Here is a 21,037-nt window from a genome sequence, read left to right as displayed (position 1 = left end):
AGTTACCAAAAGAAGTGTTTCCAAGCAATTTAATGCTGGTTCGATAGATCCAGACCTTGTTCAGGAACATATTTGTCATATTCTATTTGTTTTGCGATGGCTTCAGCTACTTCTTTACCTCTCAATTTTGCAACCAAATGCAGGGCACCATCTATACCAGCCGATATTCCTGCTGTGGTAATTACCCTTCCATTATCGACATAGCGGACATTTTGAAGTACTTTAGCTTTCGGCACAGCCTTTTGAAGATTTGTTATGCTTTTATGAAAAGTGGTAACTGTAAGCTGATCAAGCAGGCCCGCTTTCCCAAGAATAAATGCACCTGTGCAAACAGAAAAATAGTTTTTAGTCCCACTGTCCCTTGATTTTATCCATGAAATAACTTCAGGGTCATCCGTTGCGACTTCATCCGAGCCACCAAATACTGCAAAAATATCTGTTTGCGGTGCATCCTTAATACTGTAATCTGGAGTGATCTTAAGAATTCCCTGTGACAAAAGAGGACTTTTAGTTTTTGCGACGGTTATAATTTTGAAGCCCGCATAGGAAAAGACTTCCATAGGTCCTGCAAAGTCAAGTACCTCTACTCCATCATATAAATAAAAGCAAACCGTTATTTTTTTATCATTTGACACCTGTTGATTTTTCTCAACTAATGTCATCCCGCAATGCGTACAAACGCCGGGTTGCTGATAAGTGGCAGTATCACATGGATGGCTGCATGGCGGACACACATAGGTAGTTCCATATTTTTGCGTAAATGCAAAGCAGGGAATCAAAAAAAATAACAATAATAGTGGTTTCATAAATATATTATTTAGCTCCAAAATTAAGGGAAACCAAACAATAAATCAGGACAGCTATAGTAACAATCCGGCCATTCTATCTTAGATAAATGTTTTAACCGTTTGCTTCTTTGACAAATTTTCGCAACTGGGCGGTACTGTTGTAGCCGCATTCTTTCGCTATCCAGGCTAGCTTGTGTTTGGTCTTAAGCAGTTGCTTCGCTTTTTCCTGTCTGAGCAATTGGATATACTGCCCTATAGTGATTCCTGTAGAAGATTTGAATAAGCGTGTAAGGTTCCGCGGACTGATAAAGATTAAATCTGCCAGTTCTCCTATTGTTATTTTATGGTGCAAATGCCTGGTGATAAAATCTTGTACCTGATGTATAGAATGATTAATATGCTGTCTGTTTTGCAAATAGATACTACTTTGAGCTTCCGTTCCGTCTCTGCGGATATAAACTACCATATCTTGTGCTACAAGACTTGCAAAAGCTGCCCCATGCTGCTCTTCAATAAGATAGAGCGCAAGATCAATACCTGTAGCAATTCCTGCACTGGTAAAGATCCGGCCACTTTGCACGAATAGTTTATTCTCTATCACCTTAAGCAGCGGGTATTTTTGTTGTAAAACAGTAGTCCATGCCCAGTGCGTTGTACAATTTTGACCATTTAAAAGGCCTGCAGCAGCAAGAGCAAAGGCTGCTGTACAAACTGAAGCTATGGTAGCACCACTTGTAGCGGCAGACTGTAACCAGGGTATCCAGAGGTGATCATCTGCCCTGTTCCACTTTTCAATTTCCATCCCGGCTATAATGACAATATCATCCTTATCAACTGTTACTGAACCGAGTGGCTCAACATTTGTAAATCCAAGCCCTGATGAAGTTCCCGGATTGAAATACGGCGAAACATACCGCATATCGTATTTCTTTCCACAGCATCCGGATTCATAAAAAACGGTTACGGCACCCGCCAGATCCAGAAGGTGAACGCTATCAAATATGAAAAATATAACACGATTGGTGATCATTTTTCAAAGTTAAAGATAGGATGTAAAGATGTAGCGTAGCTATTTAGTTCTAGAAACAAAAACAGCCTCTAAATATTTAGAAGCTGTTTTTTTGATGTGTATTCCAGACTAGATTATTGTCAAACGAGTTGCTAACAGATTTGAATAAAATTGCCTTCTTAAGCATCACTGGAAAGGGTTGAAAAAACAAAGCCTGATTATTGTCAAAATGAGTATGGCTATAGCTTCATAAATTATCAAGGTAACATTCAAAAAAAGGCTTGGTTTCGTTCTTTAATTTCAATATAACATTGATTGCAAACGACTTTAATTTTTGCAAAAGTCATTGCTTCATCAGTCCATCCATCCGCTTTAACATTATAATCCATTAGCCTTTCTTTGCTAATTTAGCTTTTTGTTTTACCTCTTCCCAGGTTGAAGTTTGAACATTACCCGATTCATACTCATTAAGGCGCATGTCAATTTCTTTCAGAAAGTCTTTATCGTCCCATAAGTTGATCTGCTCATTGATTTTATCTTCAACCATTGTATATATCGCTTTCACCTTCTTTTCGTCGGCGTAACGGATGTAGTCGTATAGTCTGTCCCTAATTGCTGTAGCTGCCATAGTTACTAAGTTCTTAACCAAAAATACACAGTATCAAAGTTAAACTCAAATAGTAAAATAAAACTAATTAGAAAAAACAATTTTAGAAAACAAAAACGGCCTTTAAGTTTAATTAGAGGCCGTTTTTAAAGAAGTACACCCAATAGGATTCGAACCTATGATCTGTGGTTTAGAAACCATTGCATCTACTTATCTTTAGGTTTTGGAATGATAACTTTAAACTGTTCAGTATCTATCTCATTAACAAACTTTATTTGAGGATAAGCAGATATTGCCCGTCCAACACCAGTTCCCAATCCCTTGTAAGGAAGAATATATTGTGCAAGAGATTGCAAAACCGGATTCCTCGCTATAGAAATACCATTTGCTATATTCTCTATGGTTAATGAATTTGGAAGTTTTCCCGGGCTAACAATTTCAATCCTGTCAGAAAAAATAAACACCTTTATGGTTGATTGTATAAAATAATCCCTGTGGATGAGTGCATTAACCAGAACTTCTTCAAAGACTTCCTGTGGAATTTCCCAAACAGCCAGGCTGTTAAATGAATTGCCGACTTGTATCTTCCTGATATTCCTGTCGATGAAGCCAAATGCCCTTTCATAAACTTCACTGAGTGTTCCTTCAAAAGCAGGTTCATTATCAGTGAAATTATTACCATTTAATGTTACATCATTAACTGCTACACATTGTATCGAAAATTGGGGCTTTATCGTACTGCGCTTTTCCGAGAACAAGAGAAGGCCAGCAAGAGTTAGATGTCCAGACTTTAGCAAACACAGATTTTCTAGTGATTGTGCTAAATTGAGGCCAAGATCTGCGAATGGTTTACCCAGTTTCCGATATAAAAATTTAGAGTATAAGCTCAAATTAATATCGCTTGCTGAAGTTCCGGAAACAGGAGCTTCATCTGTAAAAAAAGAACCACCGCTTTGAAGTAGCCTTGCAATTTCATCATTAGATGTAACGCGTCTTTTATCTGAACCATTTTTTAAATATATAGTTCCCAAATGATCCTTGTATGGTTTATTTAAGCCCTCTGCAACATCAACTACAATTACATTTTTACCGGATACATTTAAAACTTCAGTCTCAATTATAATAGCTGGAAAGACAGATTGAGAAGCAGTATTAACCAGTTTCTGATTAGATTCCTGGATCTCTTCGAAAGTTAAACCGATTACAGCCCCTGTTTTATCACTAATCCCTATGATTATAATCCCACCTTTTGAATTAGAGAATGCAATTAGTTCATGTGCTAAAGAATCAGTATGAGGAATTTTTTCTTCGAATTGGACTTTAGAACTTTCTCCCTGCTGAATAATCTCTAATATATCTGATGCTTTCATAATTTTCAAAATCTTTGAGACAACTAAATATTAAGAATAGTACGAGTCATTTGTTGACGACCAATTTAATTAAATTCAGGGCAATTACGTCAACTAAGGTATAATCAAATTATTTTCTAAACAAAAGCAGCTTCTAATTTGATTAGAAGCTGCTCTTTACTTTTGTACACCCAATAGGATTCGAACCTATGACCTACGGTTTAGAAAACCGTTGCTCTATCCAGCTGAGCTATGGATGCGTATCCTCATTTGAGAGCGACAAAGATAGAATTTATCCTCAATAGGAGCAAATATATTTTAAAAAATTATGTGAAATCTGATAGCTCCAACCTCTTTTCAGGGTGCAACACGGCATAATCCAGCACCATATTCAGGATATAATCATTTGATGGATAAGGAACTAAACAGGATCTCAACAGCTCCATATTTTGTACATCTGAATGAAAAGAAATATATCCCATACCGCTAAATTTACCTTGTTCGACCAATAAAAAGCTCTGTTCTTCCTCATTTCTGCCAGAATCCAGCAGTACAAAAGAGGGTAAAGAAGATTTTAAATGCAGAATTGCAGCTTTCACACGGGTATTGTAACTATAGGGATGCTCCTGTTTCAGGCATGCGCCATGACAATTCCCGCTTTCATGAGCAGTGCAACTCTCCCGGTTTTTTTGAATAAAACATAATTTTTCACATAAGGAATGTTCAGCAATCATGGCCCGCAGCATACTGTGCCCTGCAAGCAGGCTGCTAAAAGTATACAGAGCTTTGCTGTTCTTTTTATACTTATCAATTCCAAACCGCATATATCCATTCTGATCCTCGAAAGTATACAAGGCATACAGTTGTTCAAATCGCTTCAGTGCACGGTTATTCTCCGGCCAATTTTTTTGTATTTCTGAAGCTTCCAGGATCAATGCCATGAGTTCCGTTCCACAAACGGTAAAATCTACTTCATGGATATGTTTAAGAAATTCCTGGCGCTGTTTGTTGATGCTATTTCCTGTAAAATGGGAACACACCCTTTTTTTAATATTGACAGCCTTACCGACATACACTATTTTGCCTTTCGCATCTTTAAAATAGTAAACTCCCGGACTTGCAGGAAGGGCATCAATATATTTTTCAGGCAAATTGGGAGGCAAAGCCTGCGCTTTTGAAGCTTTGTGCAATGACTGTGAAATCACCCCGTCGGTATCCTTCTCCAGCAGCATGGTCAGCAATATGGCCGTAGCCCTGGCATCACCTCCGGCACGGTGCCTGTCGTTCAAATTGATCCTCAAAGCACTGCATAGTTTTCCAAGGCTATAGGAAGCATGTCCGGGAAGCAGCTTACGGCTCGTCCTTACCGTACATAATTTTTTGCTTTTCAGCTGAAATCCGGCCACAGACAGCTGATGGTGAATAAAAGAAAAATCGAAGTTGACGTTATGGGCTACGAAAACCTTATCCTTCAGCATATCATAAATTTTTGGTGCCACTTCATTAAATTCAGGGGCATCCATGACCATTTCATTATCAATTCCAGTTAAAGCCTGTATGTAATCAGGAATATACTGATTGGGGTTGATCAGTGTTTCATAGGAATCTATAACTTTTACACCATCATGGATAAGTATAGCAATCTCCGTGATCCCATTACCCGAAGGTTGCCCACCGGTTGTCTCAATATCTACTACAGCATATAACATTCTTCCGATTCAAATAAGAATACAAAAGTGCTAATTATTTTAGTAAAAATAATAAATTATCATTTTTTATATCTATGGCATGTTAATCGCTAACACAAGATAGAAATGAGGAAAGAAAATGTTTAAGAAAATACTAGCGGTTGATGATGATAACGACATACTGGATGTAATCAGGATTATCCTGGAAGACGAAGGATATGAAGTAAGCACGCTTACAGATGGAAAAAAAGTATTTGAGTATGTGAATAATGACAAGCCAGATTTAATTCTGCTTGATGTAATGCTTGGTGGAGTAGATGGAAGGGATATTTGCAGGGCATTAAAGAGTGATGCCGTGTACAATCAGATTCCTATTATTATGATTTCTGCCAGCCACAATATGGATAGTTTTCTGACTATGCCAGGTTCACCTAATGATTTTCTGGCTAAGCCATTCGATATCAATAACCTGATCAATACTGTAAAAGCACAACTCGCTGCCTAAGTTCATATTACCAATCCCTTACTGAGCAGGACACTTGTTGTACTTTTTACACACATGCTGTTAAAAATGACCTCATTTAAATACAGCCCTCCTGAAATCCATACATTACCAAAAGTATTAGCTATTTAGGGTAAAGGCCGCAGCAGAATGAATCATATTTCCGGTATCCCCTGCCGGAAGGTCTGTATCCTTCCAATTTAATAGAACAAATCTTCGCAATTTAACAATAGATTTATAGTTTTGCAGATTAGTTCAGGTATTCGTCTGCCCGCTATTGAAGCTATCGCATCAATACACAATCCGCAACATACCACTTCTGAAAAAACCATCATAACCTTTAAAAAACAATTTTTACTGATGAAACCATCATGCGCCTACCACTTTACAAACAGCAATGAAAACCGAGCCTGCGAGTTCTCAAATGCGAATGAAGCACAATAAGAGCTCATGAAAAACCAAGCCTGCGAGTTCTCGAATGCTAATGAAGCACAATAAGAACTAATGAAAAACCGAGCTGGAGAGTTCTTAAATACAAATGAAGCACAATAAGAGCTCATGAAAAACCAAGCTGAAGAGTTCCTGAATGCAAATGAAAAACAATAAGCACTTATGATAGCCTCATAACCTTTTAAAAACAACTATTTACTGAAGAAAACAATTAAAACCCTTATATCTCCCCTTGCAATGAGTAAGTATATTTATGGAATTGATTTTGGAACAACCAATTCTGCCCTATCCATTTATGATGAAGAAAAAAAAGAAATCATCTCTACTATAACCGTTCCTTCCCTACTCTATTTTCACCAGGAATACACAGCCAATGAAGCCACAAATTATGTGGTAGGTACCCATGCCATTGCCGCCTATCTGAGTGATGGGATGAAAGGCCGATTTATCAAGTCTATCAAACAAATCCTTTCCAGGAGCAGCTTTATTGAAACCAGAATCCACAATAAAAGATACAATGCATCAGACCTGGTGGCATTGATCCTGAAAGACCTGAAGGCAAAAGCTGATGAAATTATTGGTCTGGATTGCCAGAAAGCTATTATTGGCCGGCCAGTATTCTTTGATGATGACAGTGCACAAAAAGATACGCTTGCACAAACCAGGCTCACCAAGGCTGCTAAAATCGCAGGTTTTCATGAGGTAAGGTTCCAGTTTGAACCTATAGGTGCTGCCTTTGCCTATGAAAAAACAATCCAGAAAAAGGAGAAAGTCCTAGTTGCCGATCTCGGCGGCGGAACCACAGATTTTACCTTCCTGATATTAGACCCTGCAAATGCGGGCAATAAAGACAGAAGAAGTGACATGATTGCATCCGGTGGTATTTATATTGGAGGAGATAGCTTTGATTCCGCTTTTATGTGGGAAAAAGGCACCCCGTATTTTGGGAAAAATACCCAGTATGAAGCGACACCCGGTAAAGTGTTAACTGTTCCCATATCTCTTTTCGCCAATATCTGCTCCTGGGATAAAATGAACTTTTTCAACGGACTAAGGATACAAAAAGACCTGGAGAATTACTATCACTATTCCAAAAGGGACCGTAAGTTTAAAAACCTCATGACCCTTATTGATAACAATCTGGGGTATTCCATTTTCCAGTCCATTGAAAAGACGAAAATTGAACTCTCGGATCTCCAGTCATCCAGGTTTACCTATGAGCATATGGAAATTGAGATAGATGAACAGGTTACCCGAACACAGTATGATGCCGTCATTGAAAAAGACATCAAAAAAATCAGTGTATACCTGGATGAATTTATGCTGAAGAACAATATCAAACCTGAAGACATTGATAGCCTCTTCCTTACCGGTGGAACTTCACTGGTGGGTGGTATACAGGATTTGTTCAAAACTAAATTCCCCCATATCCCTGTAAATTCCGGAGATAACTTTACCAGCGTTGCAAAAGGACTTGCCTATAGCGGGTATCTCTTTGAAGAAAACTAAGTACTCCTCTCCATCAGGTGAATGCTCTGCCTAAACAGCTACCATTTGGGAATGTCTCTCTTTCTAAAAGTACATTCCCAAATGAATAGTTTAATCTTATCCTGCACAGCTGCTGACCAGGTTTAAGCCATTTCCTTCCCCCCTTTTAGGAGACCCAGCCAGGCTCCCCAGCTGCCATAAATCATCATTCGTCTAAATATTTAGACAAAAATGTCTTTTTACTTGTTTGTCTAAATTTATAGACGTAGAATTGTATAGGATTTCTCTCTTATTCATTCCAATGGACAGGCGGGCAATTTATTTAAAATCATCATTAACCTAATCCTATTCCCATGAAACTATTTATGATACTTGCTTTAGGCTGTTTAAACAGCTACACTTTTGGCCAGAATGCAGTCAGGCTAAATGGACTTCAGATCATTGGCCCCGCAAAAACATCCGCACAACAAACAATTGATAGTGTGAAGCTGAAATGTTATTATACCTTCAGTAAAAAGAAAGCGACTGAAACCCAGCCCTACCGCACAGATACGATGGTTTTGGAGATCGGGGAGCGGATTTCCAGATTTTATGATCCTGCAAGAATTGGCAGGGATTCCCTTCTATCGGCCAGGATGAATAACATGGGTGCCGAATCGATCAAAAGTGTAACTGTATTCAAAGGGGAGAAAGCAAAAGACCTGTCTCCTATTCCCGGCACGATTTCTTCTCCTTCCGCAGACGGCGAAAGCTACCAGATTTTCAAGGATTTATCAACTGGAAAAACAACGGTAATTGACTATGTCTCTGCAATTGGCGATAAGTTCAGCTATGAAGATGTGGACAGTAAGATGAATTGGAAAATTGATACCGCAACGGATACGATACAGGGATATCCTTGTCAAAAAGCATTTTTAAATTTTCGTGGAAGGGATTATGTCGCCTGGTTTACTTCGGAAATCCCCCTGCAAGACGGTCCATGGAAATTTAAAGGCCTGCCGGGACTTATCCTGAGCGTAGAAGATACCCAAACTATGTTCAGTTTCCAGCTGATCGGCCTGGAACAGCTGACGAAGCAGGTACCCATCATCACTCAAAATCCCAAAAAGATGGTTACATGTACCAGGGAAGAGTTTGAAAAACAAAAGAAAAAACAGGGTGCAGGAACACAGATCAATTTAAATGCAGGGAATTTGATCATTGCTGAGCTGCCAGGAAATTACGATTATGTTTCCATGGAAATCCAATAAGTATACAGATCAATTGACAGCGCGATTTTAGATAGACAGATGAAAACTGCCCTTCTCTTCATATTCTTCATGTGGTATGCAACGGTTACTTTTTCCCAAACAACGATAAAAGGCAGGGTGACAAGTTATCCTGACGGAAAGGGAATTCAGGGACTCAACATCACTGTAAAGGATAAGAAATCTACTGCCTTGATCAGCTATGCCCTGACCAGGGAGAATGGTAGCTATGAAATAAGTTTTAAAAGTCCTGCAGACAGCCTGGTGATTTCCGTTTCGGGATTCAATGTAGAAAAGAAAAACAGGGAAGTGATTAACCGCAACCAACAAGTTGATTTTCAACTCAAAGCCAGTGCTATCAAATTAAAGGAAATTAAAGTGAATCCTCCAAAAATCCGTAAGCTGAATGATACCCTTAACTATCTCGTAGAGGGCTTCAAAGATAATAGTGACCGTACCATCGGAGATGTGTTGAAAAAGATGCCGGGTATTGAAGTAAAAGCTGACGGAAGTATATTGTATAACAACAAACCCATCAATAAATTCTACATCGAAAATAAAGATCTGCTGCAGGGACGTTATGGAATAGCCACCAACAATATAGAGGCTAAAGATGTAGCCGCTGTGCAGGTGATGGAGAACCACCAACCCATTAAGGCACTTAAAAACAGAGAATTCACAGATGAAGCGGCATTAAACCTGAAATTAACCGACGAGGCGAAAGGCGTACTGATTGCCAATACCAAATTAGCCACCGGACTTGCTCCTGTGCTTTGGGACAATGAACTGATTTCTATGTATTTTAACAAAGAAAGACAAAGCATGAATACCTATAAAGGAAATAACATTGGTGAAGATCCGGCCACGGAATTTAAATCCTTTTTCCAGCAGGCAGAAAAGACGAATGCTCCGTTCTTATCTGTACAGTCCCCAAGCAGTCCCGCTATCAGTCAGCATCGATACCTGTTCAACAGGGCACATGCCTTTTCAACAAATAATCTATGGAGCCTGGGTAAGGACAAACAGCTGAATCTCACCATGGCTTACCTGAACGATCTTCAGCAAAAAAGCAGTTTTTCCAGGTCAGTATACTACCTGAATGCAGATAGTATACTGACGATAGAAGAGCGCCTGGCCTCAGCGGAAAGGATAAATCAGCTCAATGCGGCATTACAGTATAATGCAAACAAAGAAGATTACTACCTCGATCACACCCTTAGTTTCAGCGGGAGCCGGAATCATTCTGAAGGCAGTGTGAGACAACAGGATACCATCCTCCAGCATGTCAGGAGCCCTTCCTTTGCCCTGGAAAACACCCTGAATATGGTCAAAAATTACAAGAAAAGGAGCCTGAAAATCTACTCCTACCAATCGTATAAAAGTGTGAAACAGACACTCGCAGTAAGCCCGATGTTGTATCCCGACCTGTTCGGTGGGGAAAATCTGGAGGCTACGGTGCAGGATTATGGGAATAAACAATTCACTACCAACAACAAGCTGTCATTCGGATTGTCGGCTGAACATTGGAAACAAAGCTATAACCTCGGTGTAAATATCAACCTGCAGCAGCTGAATTCGGAACTGAGCGGTCGTTCTCCCGTCCATTCCCCCGGGGCAGATTCGTTCAGCGCAGATTCCCTGAGAAACGATTTCAACTGGGGCAAATACCAGCTGTATTTCAGTCCGGATTATACCTATACGACTGACCAGTTCCGGATCTCCGCAAATTTACCCTTAAGCTATAATTATCTGCACACCGATGACCAGCTGGCCCGGAAGGAGCAACACCTTGACCGCTTGTATTTTAATCCTACATTCAGTGTCAATTACAACATCAACCTCTTTCTTTCCATGACTGCGGCAGCGGCTTACAGCAATAAAATGGGAGAAATAGGTGATGCCTACACAGGTTTCCTCATGCAAACTTACCGCAACCTCAGCAGAAATGATGGAAGTCTGCCGGAACAAAAAACACAAACCTATACCATAGATTTGAATTATCGCCACCCGCTCCATGCCATATTCATCAATTTCGGGGGACGTTATTTCAGAAATAACATCAACCTCCTGTACGGTTATGATTACCTGGGAAATCTCAGGATAAAGACAGCATACGCCATTCCCAACAACGTTTCAGGATACAATTTTCAGGGACGCCTGAGTAAAGGAGCAGACCGGATTGCCTCCACATTTACACTGGAAGCCAGTTACAGCCATACCTCGAATTCACAGATCGTACTGGGTCAGCTGACCCAATACCGGAACCAAACCTATCTCATCAAACCCGGCATAGCTACGAAAATAAAATCCTGGGCAGCCATACAATATGATTTTCTATATATGGTCAGCCAGAACACCATCCCTGATCAGGCAAACCCTCTGGCGGCCATACGTTCCCATACACAGCATACACAGGTCAATTTATTCCCGCTAAAAGGGCTCAATATACACATGGCACATGAATACTTTTATTCCAATGCCATAGCAGCGGGTAACAGAAACATCCATTTTGCAGATATCGGGGCTAAGTATAAATTCAGGCAGTTGGAGTTCGGTATTTTATATGACAATATATTTAATGCGCGACAATACATTTCTGCTACTTACAATGATATCAGTACCTATTATTCGGCCTATGACCTGCGTCCTGCCCAGATATTGCTGTCCATCAGATTCAGGATTAAATAATCGCCCAGAAGTTTGTCCAGGGAGTAATTTACAGGGGGAAACTGTAAAAATAACATGGAATAGATTAAAAATAAAGCTGAATAAATTGCTTGTCTATAAATTTAGTCATACATTTATAGTGTTATGGAAAAAAAAGATCTAGTTCAGTTAACCAAAGCTGAGGAGCAGGTTATGCAGATTTTATGGCAGCTGGGAGAAGGTACCGTGCAGGATATCCGCGAAAAGCTGGAAGAGCCCAAACCTGCAAGAACGACCATTTCAACGGTATTGACCATCCTTGAAAACAAAGGGTTTGCCAGTCACCACAGCATTGGAAGAGTGAATAATTACAGCCCCCTGGTCAGCAAAGAAGTCTATTCCAAATCGCAGTTATTCGGTTTACTGAAAAATTATTTCAACAATTCCTTTTCCTCCATGGCCTCATTTTTTGCCAAAGAGAGTAATTATACCATCGAAGAATTGGACAACCTCATAGAAAATACGAAGGAAGAACTTCGTAAAGAAAAATAAGAAAATGATTGTGTTATGGAAGAATTCATCTTATACCTTTTAAAATCTGCAATTTGTACTACCTTATTTTTCGGTATTTACTGGTGTTTTCTAAAAAATGAAACCTTCTATCATTTCAACAGGTATTTCCTGATTGCAGGATTGTTGTGTGCTGTACTCTTCCCCCTCTATAGTTACCGTTATATCGTACACCTGGAAATCCAGGCAGATATTCCTGCTTCCGATACAGGCAGAAACAATACTCCTCCTTCAGCCAGCAGCCAGCCCTTCTGGATGTATACCGCTATTCTGTGCTATGCCTTATTTTTTATCATTTATATCCTGAAACAGCTTTGGGGGATTTTGACCGTCCGCAGGGTGATCCGCCGGAATGGATATGTTTTGGTTAATGGTTGTAAGGTAGTTTATAATTCAATATTTAAGACTTCATTTTCCATAGGCAGCTTCATATTTATTGACAATTCAAAATCTGCCCCGGAGAAGGAAAGAGAATTAATTATTCAGCATGAACTGGCACATGTTAAACAACGCCATTGGGCAGATCTTTTATTGGTACAGGTCATTTGTGCTTTACAGTGGTTCAATCCATTTATATGGATTTATCTGCGTGTGGTCAAACAAAACCATGAATTTCTGGCTGACCATGCCGTGCTGAATGCAGGAAATCCTGTAGCTGTATATCGCGCAGTCTTAATTAACCATACGCTTCAGACACCGGTGTTTGAGCTGGCCAGTTCTTTTGCTTCTGTCAATAATTTGCAAAGGATCAGAATGATGGACAAACCGGAGTCCAGGCCGATAAAAAAACTGCTTGTGTTGCTGGTCTTGCCGGCTATGTTGTTATTTCTTTATGCTTTTGCAAAACCGGATTACAGGGTATCTTATATCAAAGGGGTATCCGCAGCTACTTCAACTGGCCCTGAAATGAAAAATCCCCCCTCCGTGATCCAGCGCACTGCGCAGCATATAGCGGACACGAAAGAAACAGAAATTCAACCTGCAGATCAGATCCGCCGCAAGGCTGCCCCGGCTTCTGTCAGACCAAAAACCTTCCGCTCAGCAAGACAAACCACTGTAAAAGAAATTGTTGCAACAGGCAGTAGGGTAACAGGCAATAGCCATAACGGACTGCGGAAGCAGCCCTTAAAAACCCAAAAGGATACCACAGTGATGACCGTTACGAATAACAAAACAGGAATTTCTGTGCGATCAACTGTACGGCCTTCCAATTCTCCTTCCTCCAATGGAAAACAAAATCCGCCGCTGATCCTGATTGATGGTCATGAGGCAGATTCCTTCGATCAGCTTAAGCCTGATGAAATCCTGTCCATTAATGTGTTTAAAGGTGAACATGCCCTAGATAAATATGGAGAGAAAGGTAAAAATGGGGTGATCTCCGTTACCTTAAAACCCACGCATTCCGTAATCCCATAATCTATCAGAATTCTCATGATAGACTATTAGTTTGGTTATTTTTATAATAGCTACACATTCCCGTATTTTGCTCTCCATCTAAAAGCAATACATATGGGCATTTATTTAACAGCCATTACAAAAAGTAATAAAACGAACACGGCATTACTCAGGCAGCTACTGCTGAAATTGGTCACCGCATCCACAAAAGAAGAGGCATGTCTTCAATATGACCTGCATCAATCCACCGAAAACCCGGATACTTTTATATTTCATGAACATTGGGCAGACAGAAATGGTCTTCAAGCGCATCAGCAGGAGGCACATTTTGCTGAATTTTTAAAGGAGTCAGCATCATTAACAGATGGCCCATTTATTATTTATGAAACAGAAAAAATAAGTTAAAGATCAATACACAATCATGGAATACAGAAAATTAGGTAAAACGGACTTGTCACTATCTGCAATAACTTACGGTGCTTTCGCTATTGGAGGAACAATGTGGGGCGGTAATGAAAAGAAAGATTCGATAGCAGCTATCCACGCTTCGCTCGACCATGGTGTCAGCAGTCTGGACACGGCACCTTTTTACGGATTCGGACGAAGTGAAGAATTAATAGGCGAAGCAATCAAAGGTAAAGACCGGACTAAGATCCAGTTACTCACCAAATTTGGCTTGGTATGGGATGGCAGCAACAATGGTAAAGGAGATTTCTTTTTTGATGCAGGCACGCAGGAAAATCCTGTCCCGGTATATAAGTATGCTTCAAAAGCGAACCTCATCAAAGAGGTAGAAGAAAGCCTGAAGCGACTGGGAACAGATTATATCGATTTGCTTCAGTTGCACTGGCCGGACCATACAACCTCCATCCAGGAGACAATGGAAGCACTTGAAACACTGATTTCAGCTGGCAAGATCAGGGCAGCAGGGGTAAGTAATTATACTGTTGAACAGTTAAAAGAAGCAGGACAAACCATCGGCCTGGCATCCGACCAGGTATCTTACAGTATGCTGAACAGGTCGATTGAGCAGGACCTGGTTCCGTTTACACTTGAACAGCAGATTGGAATTATTGCCTACAGCCCGCTTGAAAGAGGCTTGCTGACCGGTAAATATTTCAAAGATGCCATACTTAAATCTGATGACCACCGTAACGGTTACTTTGGGCAGTTCAATCCGGAGAAAGTAAAACAGTTCTTAGCTGGTATTGAACCTGTTGCTGAAAGCAAAAATGCTTCACTAGCTCAACTGGTATTAAAATGGACAAGTCTGCAGCCAGGTATTACCGTCGTGCTTGCCGGAGCGAGAAATGCAGACCAGGCGATCAGCAATGCCAGGGCAGCAGATTTAACCCTTACTGTTGAAGAGCTGAATCATATTGACGAAAAACTGCAGGGATTGAACTAAAAATCTCCCGCATAGCTACGAGGGTGAATCATAAATCATGACCACCCTCTTTCCAGTTGTTTTTACCTGTACCTTCCTACGGAAGCATTTTCAAATCTTCAATTCTCAGAGGCTTAGTTTCGTTAATGATACAGCTTCTTTTTTATCCAGTGCTGTTGCTCTCCCCTTACCTGCTTATTTATGATGATGCGCTATAATTCCGGCGATTACCACTAGCTTTGGGCAAGCAGAATTAAAACACGATGGCAGATTTTCGTTTAGAAGTATTTTATGCGGTAGCTAAGCGCCTCAGCTTTACCAAGGCAGCACAAACCTTATTCATTACGCAGCCGGCAGTGACCAAACATATCAATGAACTGGAACAACAATATAACAACAAGTTATTTGAAAGAAAAGGGAATAAAATAGAGCTGACACCGGCAGGCCACCTGCTGCTGAAACATGCTGAATCCTTATTCTCCATTTACAGGAACATAGATTTTGACATGAATGCATTGGCACATCGTGACAACGGTATCCTGCACCTGGGCGCAAGCACAACCATTTCCAGTTATGTCATCGCGCCATTACTGGCAGGGTTCAGGCAAAAATTTCCTGCGATACAGCTCCATCTCATTAACGGGAATACAGAACAGATTGAAAAAGCCTTGCTGGAAAAAGAGATAGAGCTGGCATTGGTGGAGGGCAAATCAAGGAACCAGGAAATAAGATACACCGAATTTATAGGGGATGAACTGGTACTGGTCTGCGGAAAAATGCATCCCCTGGCACGGAAAAATGAAATCAGTCCGGAATCTTTACAGGAACATTCCTTTGTTATGCGTGAACAAGGATCAGGGACACTGGAAGTACTCGGTCATGCCCTGAAAGCAATAGACATCAAAATACAGGACCTTAAGGTAGAAATCCAGCTGGCAAGTACAGAAAGTATCAAATCCTATCTCATGCATTCCAACTGCCTGGCCTTTATTTCTATTCATGCCCTGCATAAAGAACTACAGAGCGGGAGTTTATGTATCATTGATGTCACAGGATTAACCATTGCGCGCAGTTTCTATTTCATTCAGCTACAGGGCAAACCGGATGGCCTCTCGCAGGTATTTTTACGTCAGGCCATGTTGCTGCATAACCTGAAGTAATGGAAGATCAATTATAGGAATTTGACGGAACAGCTCCGGTTGTGCAATTTGCGGGACAAATAACAGCAATGGCTATCCCCCTGAATACACACAAAATTATCTTTATAGCGAGTGCAATCCTATGTGTAATGCCTTTTATGTCAGCTCCCGCAGCGCTGCTGACCGGCTTACTCTGTGCACAATTCATCAACCACCCCTATCCAAGGCTGAACCATAAAGTCACAGGCTGGCTCCTGAAATCTTCAGTCATCGGACTTGGTTTCGGGATGAATATCTTCAGCGCATTCAACGCGGGTAAAGAAGGAATACTATTGACAGTGATTTCCATTTTCAGTGTCCTTACCCTGGGTTTTTTGCTTGGAAAAGTGATGAAAAACCAGCGCAAAGTTTCTTTTCTCATCTCTGCGGGAACCGCTATTTGCGGAGGAAGTGCTATTGCAGCGCTGTCTCCGGTCATGAAAGCCAGGGAAAAAGAGATTTCGGTTTCATTGGGTATCATCTTCTTTCTGAATGCTATTGCCCTCCTGATTTTTCCCCCACTTGGTCATGCCCTGCACTTAACGCAAAGCCAGTTTGGGATGTGGTGTGCCATAGCGATCCATGATACCAGTTCTGTGGTGGGCGCCGCCAGTAAATATGGGGAACAGGCATTAGAAATCGCAACAACTGTTAAACTTGCACGTGCCCTTTGGATCGTCCCTGTTTCCTTTTTTACCGCCTGCCTGTTTAACACCGATCGTAAAAAGGTGCAGATGCCCTGGTTTATCGCCATTTTTATTCTAGTGATGGTATTGAACACCTTTGTGCCATTCCTGCAGCAGATCGGCCCATTCATTGTTAAATTGAGCAAACAGCTGCTTCACCTCACCCTCTTTTTCATTGGCACCGGCCTCTCCCTGAAAGTTATCCGGTCCATAGGCATCAGGCCTTTTCTTCAGGGGATCCTGTTATGGGCAGCGATTTCAGGCGCTTCTCTTTGGGCAATTGTCTGGATGGCCGGCTAATGGCTGTGGGCATTTTACACAACAAATGGAGAAAAATACACCTCAGCCCCCATCACGCCACAACCTGAAGGCGTATCATAGTTTCAAAAATTAAAAAGAAAGCTTAAGCTTTTTCAGCTATTTTTTCCTAACTTCAATAGAACCAAATATAAACACTTCATAAGTAGAACGTTATGAATACTTTTCAAAAAATTGAGCATTGGGGCGATATGCACCATGCCAAATGGCTAGATATCGTAAGAATGGCCCTGGGGCTGCTTATTTTAGGTAAAGGTATTGCCTTTATCAGCCATACCGATACACAGCAGGATTGGATTTTACAACACAATACTTTCGGGTTTTCCGGACTCATGGCTGTGGCAGTCCTGCATATTGTTGCTTTTGTACATCTTGTGGGAGGTTTATTAATCATGATAGGCCTTGTTACCCGGTTCGCGGTAGTGATACAAATCCCTATTTTACTGGGCGCCATTTTCTTTGTGAACATCACCATGGGATTCTCATCGCTTAACTCGGAACTCTGGCTTTCCGTATTGGTATTGCTCTTGCTGATCTTATTCTGGGTGGCCGGCTCAGGTCCTTACTCCGTTGACCATTACATCAAAATCAAGAAACACCGTTAAACACAGGTAATACCATCATTCAGCCCCTATTCTCCTGCACAACCTCTGGTTGTCCTGCAGATGGGAGGATTATATCCCGCTCCTAAAAAAGATTAGGGCAAAATCCGGTGGATATCATTCTAAGAAAATGGTATAAACTTTGCAAATGGTTTCTCTTTAAACAAAAAATATTTTAGCCTCTTGCCCTTTGATGAAAACCCGTAACATCTCTATCACCACGATCTCACTCATCATCATTTTATGTATAGCTGCCCTCTTTAAAACGTCGCTCGACCAATATGCGGAACAAAACAGTCTTCGCTCCACGAGTGAACTGATGACCGTAAACAGCAAACAGATTTCCAGGCTCGATACCATCAGCATGAGCCTCAGCGAAGCCGAAAATGATTACAGGATTTATACCACCTCATGGAAGAAAGAATATTTCGCTAAATACAACGCAGGAATCAAAAGGGTATCTGTACTGCTGGAAAAGTTTTCCAAGGAAAACCAGATAAGGAACGCATCAGAAAATATACATACAGATCTTCTCGAAAGAAAAAAACAACTATTACTGTATGTAAGGATCAAAAGGCTTACCGATTCCCTTATGTTCATCAACCTGCAAATGGACAGCACAAAAACAACTGGCCCCATACATGCTATTTTACCCCTAAAACAACAGGTGGTTAAACAGACCGTTAAAATGGAAGAGGTCAAAAGTAAAGAGCCGGCGAAGAAAACCAGGTTGTTTCAACGGCTGAAAAGTGCCATTCTCAATAAAGAACAAAAATCAGACTCCATAAAAACGAGCAAGGTAGAAACTACTTACGAGAAATCAGCAGTAAACTCGAGTACCTACAGTAAAAAACAACTGGAGAAAATAGAGAAATACTACAGGAATCTTTTTGAACAGCAGCAGAAAAACCACCTCAACCTTACAGAAAAAGAGAAATCCATCTTAAAGCTGAATGAACAGATCCTGCAGAACATTAAATTGATATTTCAGGAATTCAGCAACAGGGAACGTGAAATCGCAGAAAGCAGGAAAACAGATCTGAAAAACAAAAGTCTTCATGCCATCGATGTGATAGACAGGTCAGGAAAAATCCATTTACTGGTGAATGTAATTTCACTCGCGATGATCGTATTTCTTCTTATAAAGCTGTATTACGCCTATAACAGGATCCTAAAGGCAAAGAAAGCAGCTGAAGAGCAGGTCATCTTCAAATCCAGATTTTTCACCAGCCTGAGCCACGAAATGCGGACTCCCCTGAATGCCATCATTGGCGTAACGGAACAGCTGAAATCTACGCCGCTGAATGCGCAGCAGCAAACGATGTCAGTTTTACTCGAAAATTCATCTTCCATGCTGTTATCTGCAGTGAATGAAGTACTGGATTTCTCCAGACTGGAAACAGGAAAGCTATCCCTTTCCCATACTCCTTTTTACTATAAATCTGTATCCAGTGAAATTATTTCGGCAACGGCAATTCTCGCCGAGCAAAAGGGTCTCGTATTAAAATTGAATCAGGAGCAGGCACCTGACCTTTTACTCACGGGAGATCCTTACCGCCTGAAGCAACTGATTATGAATTTGGTAGCCAATGCGATTAAATTCTCTGACCAAGGGGAAATTAATGTAAACGTAGCAGCTCAGGAGGTAGACTCCAGTCATATTATCCTGAAGATACAGGTACAGGATACCGGGATTGGTATCGCAGCAAAAGATCTTCCTTATATTTTTGATGAATTCTCCCAGGTGATACACCAGAAAAGAAATGACTGGCAAAAAGGTTCAGGCCTGGGTTTGCCCATTTGTAAAAAGCTGGTAGAGCTCCACCGTGGTAAAATCTGGGCGACAAGCCTGGTGAACCAGGGAACGACTTTCTTCCTGGACATACCCTATACCATTGCTCCGGAAAATGCAGAAATGCAGACGATAGAAACACTGCTACCTTTACATACAGAAGCTTTCAAAAAGATACGCTTATTGATTGTCGATGATGCGGAGATCAACCTGATTGTGATCAAGATGATCCTCGGCAAACATGGAATAGCCTTTGAAACGGCAAGAAATGGAGAAGAGGCCTTTGAATTATTCCAGGATAAAGATTTTGAAATGATCCTGACGGATATAGAAATGCCTTTAATGGATGGAATTGAATTAACTAAAAAAGTACGTGCCCATCATGATCCCAAAAAAGCAGGTACACCAGTGATCGCCATTACCGGACAAGTCTCGCCGGAATCACACCAGAGTTATCTTGTTGCCGGTTTGAATGACTATTTAGTGAAACCCTATACAGAAAAAGAACTGTTGGAAAAAATATTGGATTACCTGCAACCTGCGCAGAAAAAATGAGAATGCTTTCCAGCCGGAAAAAATAAAACTACACACCAGTTAAATGAAAAATCCCGGTTAATTGCTTAACCGGGACGCTCATTTTTTCTTCTGTCTCCAGAAATACAGTATTTATTTAGCGCTGTTTTTCTTGTCAGTAACTTCAGTACGAATTTCCTGAGCTAAAGTTTTTAAATCTTGCATTGCTTTACGTACTCTGGTACCAGCAGCGCCGTTACCTGAATTGTAAAACTTGTCAGCATCTGCCTCTACTCCGGCAATTAATTCTTTTAATTTTGCGAATTTTTCCATGATATTATGTTAATTAAATTTGATTTAAGGCCTTAAAGGTAATAATTATTGGTTTTCTTCCAAATCTTAAACGAAGGATTATTAAGAATTTATATGTCCAGGTAATTTTTAAAACCATTTAAAATGGCTTTTGTTAAAACATTAGTGCCTTTAAAGCAACAGATCATGGAAAACAAAGAAGAAGAAAAAGAACCAAAAAGCGTTGATTTACAGCAACATAACATTGAAAATCCGCAAACAACCACCAAGCCATTATACAATAGCACAACTACTGAGCGTAAAGCAGAAAAACTGCCCGCAATTGAAAATTTAAATCACGATGAAGGCCTTAAAGACGGTTTAAAGGAGGCAAAAGAGGATACAAACTCATCTTCTGCTCCTAAAAATGACCACTCGCTGCATGGAGATCCGTCAAAAACCGACCTTGGGAACGGCAAAAATAATGACGACAACGACCGCCATGAAGAGATCATCAGGACTTAAGAACAC

Annotated in this window: 19 protein-coding genes and 1 tRNA gene; 13 read left to right on the top strand and 7 right to left on the bottom strand. The window is 40.6% G+C overall.

Features of this window, described 5'->3' with window-relative positions:
- Window positions 1-29: 29 nt before the first annotated feature.
- From ACSBL2_RS10235 to ACSBL2_RS10210, 6 genes are all read right to left on the bottom strand, one after another.
- Entirely contained in the window at window positions 30-806 is a 777-nt protein-coding gene (locus ACSBL2_RS10235) for a DJ-1/PfpI family protein (protein ID WP_442591593.1), read from the bottom strand.
- Window positions 807-900: 94 nt separating this feature from the next.
- Window positions 901-1,818, bottom strand: coding sequence for a GlxA family transcriptional regulator (locus tag ACSBL2_RS10230; protein WP_442591592.1), 918 nt, complete (start codon window positions 1,816-1,818; stop codon window positions 901-903).
- A gap of 367 nt (window positions 1,819-2,185) precedes the next feature.
- Complete coding sequence (locus ACSBL2_RS10225) at window positions 2,186-2,425, bottom strand: addiction module protein (protein ID WP_442591591.1); 240 nt, start codon at window positions 2,423-2,425, stop codon at window positions 2,186-2,188.
- A gap of 185 nt (window positions 2,426-2,610) precedes the next feature.
- Entirely contained in the window at window positions 2,611-3,774 is a 1,164-nt protein-coding gene (locus ACSBL2_RS10220; RefSeq protein ID WP_442591590.1) for an RNA-binding domain-containing protein, read from the bottom strand.
- 165 nt (window positions 3,775-3,939) lie between these two features.
- Window positions 3,940-4,013, bottom strand: a tRNA-Arg gene (locus ACSBL2_RS10215).
- Between the two features lie 66 nt (window positions 4,014-4,079).
- The gene (locus tag ACSBL2_RS10210) at window positions 4,080-5,462 is read right to left on the bottom strand and encodes an exonuclease domain-containing protein (RefSeq protein WP_442591589.1); all 1,383 of its coding nucleotides are present in this window, start codon (window positions 5,460-5,462) and stop codon (window positions 4,080-4,082) included.
- A 118-nt stretch (window positions 5,463-5,580) separates the two neighbouring features.
- Between ACSBL2_RS10210 and ACSBL2_RS10205 the strand changes: the two genes are divergently transcribed.
- The 12 genes from ACSBL2_RS10205 (at window position 5,581) to ACSBL2_RS10150 (ending at window position 20,257) form a co-directional block, all read left to right on the top strand.
- Window positions 5,581-5,946 (top strand): response regulator transcription factor, encoded by a 366-nt coding sequence (locus ACSBL2_RS10205; protein WP_442591588.1) that lies wholly within the window; start codon window positions 5,581-5,583, stop codon window positions 5,944-5,946.
- 684 nt (window positions 5,947-6,630) lie between these two features.
- Complete coding sequence (locus ACSBL2_RS10200; RefSeq protein ID WP_442591587.1) at window positions 6,631-7,902, top strand: Hsp70 family protein; 1,272 nt, start codon at window positions 6,631-6,633, stop codon at window positions 7,900-7,902.
- A 332-nt stretch (window positions 7,903-8,234) separates the two neighbouring features.
- Window positions 8,235-9,131, top strand: coding sequence for a GLPGLI family protein (locus ACSBL2_RS10195; RefSeq protein WP_442591586.1), 897 nt, complete (start codon window positions 8,235-8,237; stop codon window positions 9,129-9,131).
- A 39-nt stretch (window positions 9,132-9,170) separates the two neighbouring features.
- On the top strand, window positions 9,171-11,816 hold the full coding sequence (locus tag ACSBL2_RS10190; RefSeq protein WP_442591585.1) for a hypothetical protein: 2,646 nt from the start codon (window positions 9,171-9,173) through the stop codon (window positions 11,814-11,816).
- 123 nt (window positions 11,817-11,939) lie between these two features.
- On the top strand, window positions 11,940-12,326 hold the full coding sequence (locus tag ACSBL2_RS10185) for a BlaI/MecI/CopY family transcriptional regulator (RefSeq protein WP_442591584.1): 387 nt from the start codon (window positions 11,940-11,942) through the stop codon (window positions 12,324-12,326).
- Between the two features lie 15 nt (window positions 12,327-12,341).
- The gene (locus tag ACSBL2_RS10180; protein ID WP_442591583.1) at window positions 12,342-13,760 is read left to right on the top strand and encodes a M56 family metallopeptidase; all 1,419 of its coding nucleotides are present in this window, start codon (window positions 12,342-12,344) and stop codon (window positions 13,758-13,760) included.
- A 93-nt stretch (window positions 13,761-13,853) separates the two neighbouring features.
- Complete coding sequence (locus tag ACSBL2_RS10175; protein WP_442591582.1) at window positions 13,854-14,144, top strand: putative quinol monooxygenase; 291 nt, start codon at window positions 13,854-13,856, stop codon at window positions 14,142-14,144.
- Window positions 14,145-14,160: 16 nt separating this feature from the next.
- A complete protein-coding gene (locus ACSBL2_RS10170; protein ID WP_442591581.1) occupies window positions 14,161-15,147 on the top strand; it encodes an aldo/keto reductase in 987 nt (328 codons plus the stop codon).
- Between the two features lie 242 nt (window positions 15,148-15,389).
- Complete coding sequence (locus tag ACSBL2_RS10165; RefSeq protein ID WP_442591580.1) at window positions 15,390-16,286, top strand: LysR family transcriptional regulator; 897 nt, start codon at window positions 15,390-15,392, stop codon at window positions 16,284-16,286.
- A gap of 137 nt (window positions 16,287-16,423) precedes the next feature.
- Window positions 16,424-17,290: a YeiH family protein gene (locus ACSBL2_RS10160; protein ID WP_442591579.1), complete on the top strand. Its 867-nt coding sequence runs from the start codon at window positions 16,424-16,426 to the stop codon at window positions 17,288-17,290.
- Between the two features lie 173 nt (window positions 17,291-17,463).
- Window positions 17,464-17,913, top strand: a complete 450-nt coding sequence (locus tag ACSBL2_RS10155; protein WP_442591578.1) for a DoxX family protein — start codon at window positions 17,464-17,466, stop codon at window positions 17,911-17,913.
- 190 nt (window positions 17,914-18,103) lie between these two features.
- Window positions 18,104-20,257, top strand: coding sequence for an ATP-binding protein (locus ACSBL2_RS10150; RefSeq protein ID WP_442591577.1), 2,154 nt, complete (start codon window positions 18,104-18,106; stop codon window positions 20,255-20,257).
- Between the two features lie 111 nt (window positions 20,258-20,368).
- Here ACSBL2_RS10150 and ACSBL2_RS10145 read toward each other — a convergent pair whose 3' ends face one another.
- Window positions 20,369-20,548 carry a histone H1 gene (locus ACSBL2_RS10145; protein WP_442591576.1) on the bottom strand — a complete coding sequence of 60 codons (180 nt, stop codon included), beginning with the start codon at window positions 20,546-20,548 and terminating at the stop codon, window positions 20,369-20,371.
- A 123-nt stretch (window positions 20,549-20,671) separates the two neighbouring features.
- Here ACSBL2_RS10145 and ACSBL2_RS10140 point away from each other — a divergent pair, with 123 nt between their 5' ends.
- Window positions 20,672-21,031, top strand: coding sequence for a hypothetical protein (locus ACSBL2_RS10140; protein WP_442591575.1), 360 nt, complete (start codon window positions 20,672-20,674; stop codon window positions 21,029-21,031).
- Window positions 21,032-21,037 lie beyond the last annotated feature (6 nt).

The sequence above is a fragment of the Pedobacter sp. AW31-3R genome, assembly GCF_052180285.1.
Taxonomy (GTDB): domain Bacteria; phylum Bacteroidota; class Bacteroidia; order Sphingobacteriales; family Sphingobacteriaceae; genus Pedobacter.
This window is presented reverse-complemented; position numbering and strand designations above follow the sequence as displayed.

Excerpts from the sequence above, each read along its gene's own strand:
- ACSBL2_RS10160 (WP_442591579.1), top strand. The coding sequence starts at position 16,424 with ATGTCAGCTCCCGCAGCGCTGCTGACCGGCTTACTCTGTGCACAATTC.
- ACSBL2_RS10155 (WP_442591578.1), top strand. The coding sequence starts at position 17,464 with ATGAATACTTTTCAAAAAATTGAGCATTGGGGCGATATGCACCATGCC.
- ACSBL2_RS10185 (WP_442591584.1), top strand. The coding sequence starts at position 11,940 with ATGGAAAAAAAAGATCTAGTTCAGTTAACCAAAGCTGAGGAGCAGGTT.
- ACSBL2_RS10225 (WP_442591591.1), bottom strand. The coding sequence starts at position 2,425 with ATGGCAGCTACAGCAATTAGGGACAGACTATACGACTACATCCGTTAC.
- ACSBL2_RS10165 (WP_442591580.1), top strand. The coding sequence starts at position 15,390 with ATGGCAGATTTTCGTTTAGAAGTATTTTATGCGGTAGCTAAGCGCCTC.
- ACSBL2_RS10170 (WP_442591581.1), top strand. The coding sequence starts at position 14,161 with ATGGAATACAGAAAATTAGGTAAAACGGACTTGTCACTATCTGCAATA.
- ACSBL2_RS10150 (WP_442591577.1), top strand. The coding sequence starts at position 18,104 with ATGAAAACCCGTAACATCTCTATCACCACGATCTCACTCATCATCATT.
- ACSBL2_RS10200 (WP_442591587.1), top strand. The coding sequence starts at position 6,631 with ATGAGTAAGTATATTTATGGAATTGATTTTGGAACAACCAATTCTGCC.
- ACSBL2_RS10220 (WP_442591590.1), bottom strand. The coding sequence starts at position 3,774 with ATGAAAGCATCAGATATATTAGAGATTATTCAGCAGGGAGAAAGTTCT.
- ACSBL2_RS10175 (WP_442591582.1), top strand. The coding sequence starts at position 13,854 with ATGGGCATTTATTTAACAGCCATTACAAAAAGTAATAAAACGAACACG.
- ACSBL2_RS10180 (WP_442591583.1), top strand. The coding sequence starts at position 12,342 with ATGGAAGAATTCATCTTATACCTTTTAAAATCTGCAATTTGTACTACC.
- ACSBL2_RS10230 (WP_442591592.1), bottom strand. The coding sequence starts at position 1,818 with ATGATCACCAATCGTGTTATATTTTTCATATTTGATAGCGTTCACCTT.
- ACSBL2_RS10195 (WP_442591586.1), top strand. The coding sequence starts at position 8,235 with ATGAAACTATTTATGATACTTGCTTTAGGCTGTTTAAACAGCTACACT.
- ACSBL2_RS10145 (WP_442591576.1), bottom strand. The coding sequence starts at position 20,548 with ATGGAAAAATTCGCAAAATTAAAAGAATTAATTGCCGGAGTAGAGGCA.
- ACSBL2_RS10205 (WP_442591588.1), top strand. The coding sequence starts at position 5,581 with ATGTTTAAGAAAATACTAGCGGTTGATGATGATAACGACATACTGGAT.
- ACSBL2_RS10210 (WP_442591589.1), bottom strand. The coding sequence starts at position 5,462 with ATGTTATATGCTGTAGTAGATATTGAGACAACCGGTGGGCAACCTTCG.
- ACSBL2_RS10140 (WP_442591575.1), top strand. The coding sequence starts at position 20,672 with ATGGCTTTTGTTAAAACATTAGTGCCTTTAAAGCAACAGATCATGGAA.
- ACSBL2_RS10190 (WP_442591585.1), top strand. The coding sequence starts at position 9,171 with ATGAAAACTGCCCTTCTCTTCATATTCTTCATGTGGTATGCAACGGTT.
- ACSBL2_RS10235 (WP_442591593.1), bottom strand. The coding sequence starts at position 806 with ATGAAACCACTATTATTGTTATTTTTTTTGATTCCCTGCTTTGCATTT.